Origin of the sequence: uncultured Intestinimonas sp., assembly GCF_944387245.1 — a bacterium.
Classification (GTDB): Bacteria; Bacillota; Clostridia; order Oscillospirales; family Oscillospiraceae; genus Intestinimonas.
Genome location: NZ_CALXEE010000095.1, coordinates 1 through 6876 on the forward strand (window position 1 = coordinate 1; position 6876 = coordinate 6876).

The 6876-nt window shown below is 63.0% G+C and carries 7 protein-coding genes; 2 read left to right on the plus strand and 5 right to left on the minus strand.

Annotated features, from left to right (window positions below):
* The first annotated feature begins 17 nt into the window (after positions 1 to 17).
* Complete coding sequence (locus Q0K15_RS10115) at positions 18 to 2174, plus strand: 5'-nucleotidase C-terminal domain-containing protein (protein ID WP_294515731.1); 2157 nt, start codon at positions 18 to 20, stop codon at positions 2172 to 2174.
* Positions 2175 to 2293: 119 nt separating this feature from the next.
* On the opposite strand, the gene Q0K15_RS10120 is transcribed toward Q0K15_RS10115, so the two are convergent.
* The 5 genes from Q0K15_RS10120 to Q0K15_RS10140 form a co-directional block, all read right to left on the minus strand.
* Complete coding sequence (locus Q0K15_RS10120; protein WP_294515726.1) at positions 2294 to 2755, minus strand: CD1247 N-terminal domain-containing protein; 462 nt, start codon at positions 2753 to 2755, stop codon at positions 2294 to 2296.
* Positions 2756 to 2811: 56 nt separating this feature from the next.
* Positions 2812 to 3378 (minus strand): elongation factor P, encoded by a 567-nt coding sequence (efp, locus tag Q0K15_RS10125; RefSeq protein WP_294515727.1) that lies wholly within the window; start codon positions 3376 to 3378, stop codon positions 2812 to 2814.
* A 125-nt stretch (positions 3379 to 3503) separates the two neighbouring features.
* The gene (locus Q0K15_RS10130) at positions 3504 to 4568 is read right to left on the minus strand and encodes an aminopeptidase P family protein (protein ID WP_294515728.1); all 1065 of its coding nucleotides are present in this window, start codon (positions 4566 to 4568) and stop codon (positions 3504 to 3506) included.
* A gap of 34 nt (positions 4569 to 4602) precedes the next feature.
* On the minus strand, positions 4603 to 5463 hold the full coding sequence (locus tag Q0K15_RS10135) for a TIM barrel protein (RefSeq protein WP_294515732.1): 861 nt from the start codon (positions 5461 to 5463) through the stop codon (positions 4603 to 4605).
* A gap of 4 nt (positions 5464 to 5467) precedes the next feature.
* Positions 5468 to 5977: a YqeG family HAD IIIA-type phosphatase gene (locus Q0K15_RS10140; protein ID WP_294515729.1), complete on the minus strand. Its 510-nt coding sequence runs from the start codon at positions 5975 to 5977 to the stop codon at positions 5468 to 5470.
* A gap of 83 nt (positions 5978 to 6060) precedes the next feature.
* Between Q0K15_RS10140 and Q0K15_RS10145 the strand changes: the two genes are divergently transcribed.
* A complete protein-coding gene (locus Q0K15_RS10145) occupies positions 6061 to 6834 on the plus strand; it encodes a hypothetical protein (RefSeq protein ID WP_294515730.1) in 774 nt (257 codons plus the stop codon).
* The last annotated feature ends 42 nt before the right edge of the window (positions 6835 to 6876 follow it).

A 6876-nucleotide genomic window follows, 5' to 3' on the forward strand; every position in this document is an offset into this window, starting at 1 on the left:
TCCTGCTCACCCTGAGCATGGCGGCATCCATGCTCCCCGCCGCTGCCCTGGCCGCCGAGGCCGACACCGGTGAGAAGCATATCACCATCCTGGGCACCTCGGATATGCACGGCAATATCTGGGGCTTTTCCTACGAGGACAACGCCGAGAGCACCAACAACGGCATGGCCCGTCTGTACACCTACATCCAGCAGGTGCGTGCGGAGAACCCCAACACCATCCTCATCGACGCCGGTGATGACATCCAGGGCACCATCATGACCGACGACCTCTACAACAAGACCCCCGAGGAGCCCCACCCCGTCATCTCCGCCATGAACTACATGGGCTATGACGCCATGACTCTGGGCAACCACGAGTTCAACTGGGGCATCCCCACCATGCAGACCATCCTGGGTCAGGCTGAGTTCCCGGTACTGGCCGCCAACGTCACCGATGAGAAGGGCGAGCTGGTCACCGGCGCCGGCTGGACCATTGTGGAGCGGGACGGCGTGAAGGTGGCCGTCATCGGCGTGGTCACCCCCGACGTGCCCATCTGGGACGGCGGCAAGGAGGGCATCGAGGGCGCCACCTTTGAGGCCGCCAACGTGGCCGTTGGCAAAGCCATCGACGAGATCGGCGACCAGGCCGACGTGATCGTGGTCTCCGCCCACATGGGCATGTACGCCGAGTTTGACGAGGAGGGCGGCTCCGATTCCGCCCAGAAGATCCTGGACGATAACCCGGAGATCGACGTGCTCCAGGTGGCCCACAACCATGTGGTGGTCAACGAGAAGCAGGGCGACGTGGTCATCGGCGGCGTGCGCAACGGCGGCCGTGACATTGCCCGCTTCGACCTCACCCTGGACGCCGACAACAACGTGGTGGACGCCACCGTAGAAGTGGTGGACATGACCGACGTGACCCCCAGCCAGGAGATCCGGGACATTCCTCTGGTGGCCGAGGCCCATCAGAAGACCATCGACTACATCGCCGGCGGCACCGACGAGAGCGGCGAGCCTCTGCCTCCGCTGGGCTCCACCACCGCCAAGTTCCAGCCTGAGAACGAGATCCGCGGCATCCCCGCCGGCCGCGTCATGGACACCGCCGTCATGGACCTCATCAACAAGGTCCAGCTGGAGAACTCCGGCGCCGACGTCTCCGCCGCCGCCCTCTTCAAGGACACCAGCGACCTGCCCGCCGGCGACATCAACTACGGCAACATCTTTGACATCTACAAGTTCGACAACACCCTTTACCGGGTCACCGTCACCGGCGCCGAGCTGAAGGCCTACATGGAGTGGTCCGCCGAGTGCTACAACCAGTGGAAGGAAGGGGACATCAACATCTCCTTCGACCCCGAGTACCCCGACTACCTCTACGACATGTTCGCCGGCGTGGACTATGAGATCGACCTGTCCCAGCCCAAGGGTGAGCGCATCAAGAACGTCATGTTCAAGGGCGAGCCCCTCCAGGACGATCAGACCCTGACCCTGGCTGTGAACAACTACCGCTACTCCTCCGCCCTGAAGACTGAGGGTCTCGTCTCCGGCACCAAGGAGTGGGAGTCCTCCAACTCCATCCGCGACATGATCGTGGCCTACTTCGCCGAGCACTCCCCCGTAGCCCCCGAGGTGGACAACAACTGGAAGATCGTGGGCGTGGACCTGAGCGAGGACGATCCCCGCCGGGCCGAGCTCATCAGCTACATCAACGACGGCCTGCTGGACACCCCCTATGCCGCAAGCTACAACCTGGCCGACTACGATGCCCTGGCGGCCCAGGCCCAGGCCAATGCCGCCGCTCAGGCCAACAACATCAGCGTGGACGGCACCGCCGTGGGCAAGGCCTTCACCTACACCGTGGAAGCCGCTGACGGCACCGTCACCTACTACCGCCTCCGTGACATCGCCTTCGCCGTGAAGGGCACTGCCGCCGCCTTCGACGTGTCCTGGGACAACAGCGTGGTCCTCACCATGGGCGGCACCTACACCGCCGAGGCTGTAACCGACAGCAACATGTCCCCCACCGCCGTGGAAACCACCCTGTCCGCCCAGGTGGGCGGCCAGACCGTGGAGGTCCCCGCCGCCCTTATGAGCCCCGGCAACTACTGCGTCACCGCTGAGGGCCTGGCCACCCTGCTGGGTGCCACCGTCACCGTCACCGACGGCGTCCTCAACATCGCCACCAAGTAACATCCGCCAGACAGAAAACCGGCCTGCCGCTCATTGCGGCAGGCCGGTTTTTTCATATGCACAAGAAAAATCGCCCGCCCGGTCAAGCCGGGCGGGCGATTAAAAATCAGGTGTGAGGCTTACTCCTCGTCGTGGTCGTGACCGCAGCCGCAGTCACAGCCGCAGCCGTCCTCATCGTCACAGTCGCAGTCGTCGGACACGGCAAACTGGCTGTGGCAGTTGGGGCACTCGATGACGCCGGCCTCCAGCACGTCCTCGTCGATGACCAGGGGCTCCTGGCAGTTGGGGCACTCGACCTCAAAGAAGTCTTCGTCGTCCTCGCCGCAGCAGCACCCGTCGTCGTCCTCGTCCTCATCGTCCTCGTAGAGGATCTCCTCCACATCGGCCAGGTCGTCGGACACAGCGTCCAGCTCCTCGCCCAGGGCGGTGGTGTTCTCCTCCAGGTCCTCGATGGACATGCCCATCTCCTCCAGGATGTCGATGATGACGGAGATCAGCTTGCCCTCCTTGGACTTCTCGGTGTCGATGGCGAGGCCGTCGGCCAGACCCTTCAGATAAGCGACCTTCTCGGTGATCGTCATAATAAACTCTCCTTATCCATGCGGCCACAAAGGGCCTGGTTGTCGGGATCCAAGACTTACTTCTTGCAGCGCTCCAGGTACTCGCCGGACCGGGTGTCGATCTTGATCTTGTCGCCGGGGTTGATGAAGAGGGGCACCTTGATCTCAGCGCCGGTCTCCAGGGTGGCGGGCTTGGTCACGTTGGTGGCGGTGTCGCCGCGGAAGCCGGGATCGGTCTCGGTGACCTCCAGCTCCACGAAGGTGGGGGGCTCCACCATGAAGATCTTGCCCTTGTAGCTGTTGATCTTGCAGGGCATGTTCTCCTTGACGAAACGGAAGTCGTCGCCCAGGGTGTCCTTGCTCACGGGGACCAGGTCGAAGGTCTCGGGGTCCATGAAATAGTACAGGTCGCCGTCGTTGTAGCTGTACTCCATGTCCTTGCGCTCCACGTAGGCGGTCTCAAACTTGGCGGTGGGGTTGAAGGAGGTCTCGGTGACAGCGCCGGTCATGACGTTCTTCATCTTGGTCCGCACGAAAGCGGCACCCTTGCCGGGCTTCACGTGCTGGAACTCCACGACCTGCATGACCTGACCGTCCATCTCGAAGGTCACGCCGTTACGGAAATCACTGGCAGTAATAGGCATTGGTACTCATCCTCCAAAAGAAGCTTCTGTTTTTCCACGTTGGGGCGCAATAGCCCCTTGCCCATGAATTATCTAAGTTATTTTACCCTATTATTCCCGGATTTGCAAGGGGTTTTCCCCTACTTTCAGAGAATGATCAGTTCTTTGGGCGATTTGGTGATATCAATGCAGCCGTCCGCGGTCAAAACCGTCACATCTTCGATGCGGACGCCGAACTTCCCGGGCAGGTAGATGCCCGGCTCGGCGGACATGACGGTGCCCACAGGCAGAAGGGTCTCATCCCGGGTGTTGGCGTTGGGGGACTCGTGGATTTCGATACCCACGCTGTGGCCGTAGCCGTGGCCGAAGTACTCGCCGTAGCCGGCGTCCTCGATGACCTTGCGGGCAGCGGCGTCGATGCTCTTGCCCGGGACGCCGGCCTTGGTGACGGCGATGCCGGCCAGCTGGGCCTCCAGCACGATCTGGTAGACCTTCTTCATCTCCTCGGTGGGCTCGCCCAGGGCTACGGTGCGGGTCATGTCGGAGCAATAGCCGCCGTAGACGCAGCCGAAGTCCATGGTGATGAAGTCGCCCTTCTGGACCTTCCGCTCACCGGGGATGGCGTGGGGCTTGCTGCCGTTGGGGCCGGAGGCCACGATGGGGTCAAAGGACATACGCATGGCGCCGAAGCGGAGCATGTCGTACTGGAGCTTGGCGGCGATCTCCTGCTCGGTCATGCCGGGCTGGATGAACTTGCAGATCTCGTCAAAGGCCTTGTCGGTGATCTCCTGGGCCTTCAGCATGAGGGCGATCTCCTCCTCGTCCTTGGCGGCCCGGAGGTCATTGACCAGCTTCTGGGCGGGCACCAGGGCGGCGGTGAGCCCCTCCTCCCACACGTGGAAGGCGGACACCGACATGTACTCCTCCTCGAAGCCCAGCTTCTGGATGCCGTGCTTGTCGATGACCTCCTGGACCATGGCACGGTAGTTCCGGTTCCGGTCGGTCATGGTGATCTCGGCCCCGGTGATGAGGTCGTTGGCGGCCTCGATGTACCGGGAGTCGGTGAAATAGTAGCAGGCCTCCGGCGTCACCACCACGTTGCCCTCGCCGTGGAAGCCCACGGCATAGAACTCGCCGGGCTCACTGTTGAGCAGCATGGCGTCGATGCCGTACTCCGGCAGCTTGGCCGCAATGGCTTTGAGATGGTTCATAACAAAGACTTCCTTTCGTCTTGATTTTGTATGGTCACAGGGCTTTTTTGCCGATGCAGTCCAGATAGAGCCCCTTCATGGTCAGGGCGTCCACATCCTGGGTGCCCGCCGACTCACAGATGATGGTGGGGCTCCAGTCCCGTCGGGCCAGCTCCGCCATCAGGGGCGCCGGGTCCGGCCCGAAGTCCTCCTGGTCGAAGGTGAGGTGGATCTTCTCCCCGCCGTTGGGGGTGAAGGCGATCTTGGAAAAGTGACTGTGGAAACGGCTGGCCCGGTCGGGACCCAGCAGCTCCTCCACCCGGTCCAGCATCTTCACCGTGGCTTCTAGGCCCTCCAGCTCCCCCAGGGAGCGGGCATAGAGGTGGCCGAAGTCGATGCAGGGCAGGAGCCGCTCGTCCAGCTGGCACAGCTCCAGCACCTCGTCCAGATCCCCCAGCTGGTTAATCTTACCCATGGTCTCGGGGCAGAGGGTGATATGGCCATAACCCTCCCCGTCGCAGACCGCCATGACCTCCCGCAGGGATTTTAAGGCGATGTCCAGGGCCTCCCGCCGGGTGCGCTTCATGAGGGCGCCGGTGTGGACGGTGACCCGTGTAGCCCCCATCCAGTCCGCCGCCTGACAGGAGGCAAGGATGTAGCCTGTATTTTTCTTCAAACTCTCCGGGTCGGGGTTGGCCAGATTGATGAAGTAGGGGGCATGGAGGGAGAGCGCGATGCCGCTGGCCTTGGCGGCCTCACCCACGGCCCGGGCCGTCTCCTCCCCTATATTGACCCCCTTGCCGCACTGGTATTCAAAGGCGTCCAGGCCCCGCTCTGCCAGCCAGGCAGGGTATTTGACCGAACTCTTGCCCTTATAGTTTTCCGCCTGTCCGGCGGGTCCGAATCGTACGCTGATACGATCACTCCTTCCTCGTCCGGCGCCGCCCCAGGGCCCGGAAGGGCTCCTCTACGGCGTACCGGAGGTAACGGCCGGGGTTGCCGGCCAGCTCTATGGGCTCCACCATGAGGGCAAGCACCCCCGTCCGCTTGGCGCCCAGAATATCGGTAAAAATCTGATCTCCCACCATGGCGGTCTGGGCGCTGGTGCGCCCCATCTGCTCCATGGCCCGGAGGAAGCCCCCGGACTTGGGCTTGCCTGCATGGCCCAAAAATGGCACCTCCAGCGCTTTCGCAAAACACTCCACCCGATTCGGCTTTCGGCTGTTGGAGAGGATACAGAGCGCTACCCCAGATGCCGCCAGATCATCTTTCCAGGTCCGCAGGGCCTGGTCCGGCTCCATCTGGGTGTACTTTGCCAGGGTATTGTCCAGGTCGGCCAACAGCAGGGTGATCCCCCGCCGGGCCAGGACTTTGCCGTCGATCTGATAGACGGAGGGGTAGACCCCGTCCGGGATGAGAGAAAAAGCCATACTGCACCTCATGAAACTGATCTTGTCCGCATAGACTGCATTATACCAGTTTCCAACAAAATGGACAAGGGGGAGCAATGCGCATGGGAACGAGATCCCAACTGATTCTGGCCGTCCCGCCGGACGAGGTGACGGCGGCCCAGACCTACGGCCTCACTCTGGCCCACGTGGCCTACCGGGTTGGGGGAGGCCCCCACCTGTTCCGGTCCAACCTACCCATCCCGGTCCGGGGCGGGCTCATGTACATCGACGACAGCGGCTTTGACGGCCGGGGCGTCCCAGACACCTTCTGTCAGGAGGTGGTCCGGGAGTGTTCCGCCCGGGGGTTCGGGGGCGTCATCTGCGCCTTTGACCGGAGCCTCCCCCTGCTCTCCTCCATAGTGGCCCAACTGGGTCCCATGCTGGCCCGGCAGAACCGGAGCTTTTACGTCTCAGAGCCCTACGGCCGCCATACCGCCGTTGGTCGGGTCCTGATCCCCACCGCCCTCTCCGGCGGCAGCCTCCGACAGCGGCTCAGTGAGGCGGCAGAGCGCTACGGCACCGGCCGGGTGGCTCTGGCGGTGGAGCGGTCGGCGGAGGATTTCTTCCTCCCCTCTCCCACCGGCCAGGGGCGTCCCCTCACCCGGGAGGAGCTGGCGGCCAAGCGAAAGGAACTCTCCCCATCCATCTTCTTCTCCGATGAGCTGTGCGCCCGGTATTTCACCTATATGAACCGGCAGAGCGGCGCCCACTTCGTCCTCTTTGACGACGCCGGCTCCATCCGGAAAAAGCTGCGGCTGGCCGGGGCCTTGGGCATCGACCGGGCGCTGCTCTTCTACCCCGAGGTGTCCGATCTGCTGCCGGATATTTTGGCCTGAGAAAATACGAAAGCCCAGCGCCTTGCGGCGCTGGGTCAAAAT

Excerpts from the sequence above, each read along its gene's own strand:
- Q0K15_RS10130 (WP_294515728.1), bottom strand. The coding sequence starts at position 4,568 with ATGAACCATCTCAAAGCCATTGCGGCCAAGCTGCCGGAGTACGGCATC.
- efp (WP_294515727.1), bottom strand. The coding sequence starts at position 3,378 with ATGCCTATTACTGCCAGTGATTTCCGTAACGGCGTGACCTTCGAGATG.
- Q0K15_RS10145 (WP_294515730.1), top strand. The coding sequence starts at position 6,061 with ATGGGAACGAGATCCCAACTGATTCTGGCCGTCCCGCCGGACGAGGTG.
- Q0K15_RS10140 (WP_294515729.1), bottom strand. The coding sequence starts at position 5,977 with ATGGCTTTTTCTCTCATCCCGGACGGGGTCTACCCCTCCGTCTATCAG.
- Q0K15_RS10115 (WP_294515731.1), top strand. The coding sequence starts at position 18 with ATGGCGGCATCCATGCTCCCCGCCGCTGCCCTGGCCGCCGAGGCCGAC.
- Q0K15_RS10120 (WP_294515726.1), bottom strand. The coding sequence starts at position 2,755 with ATGACGATCACCGAGAAGGTCGCTTATCTGAAGGGTCTGGCCGACGGC.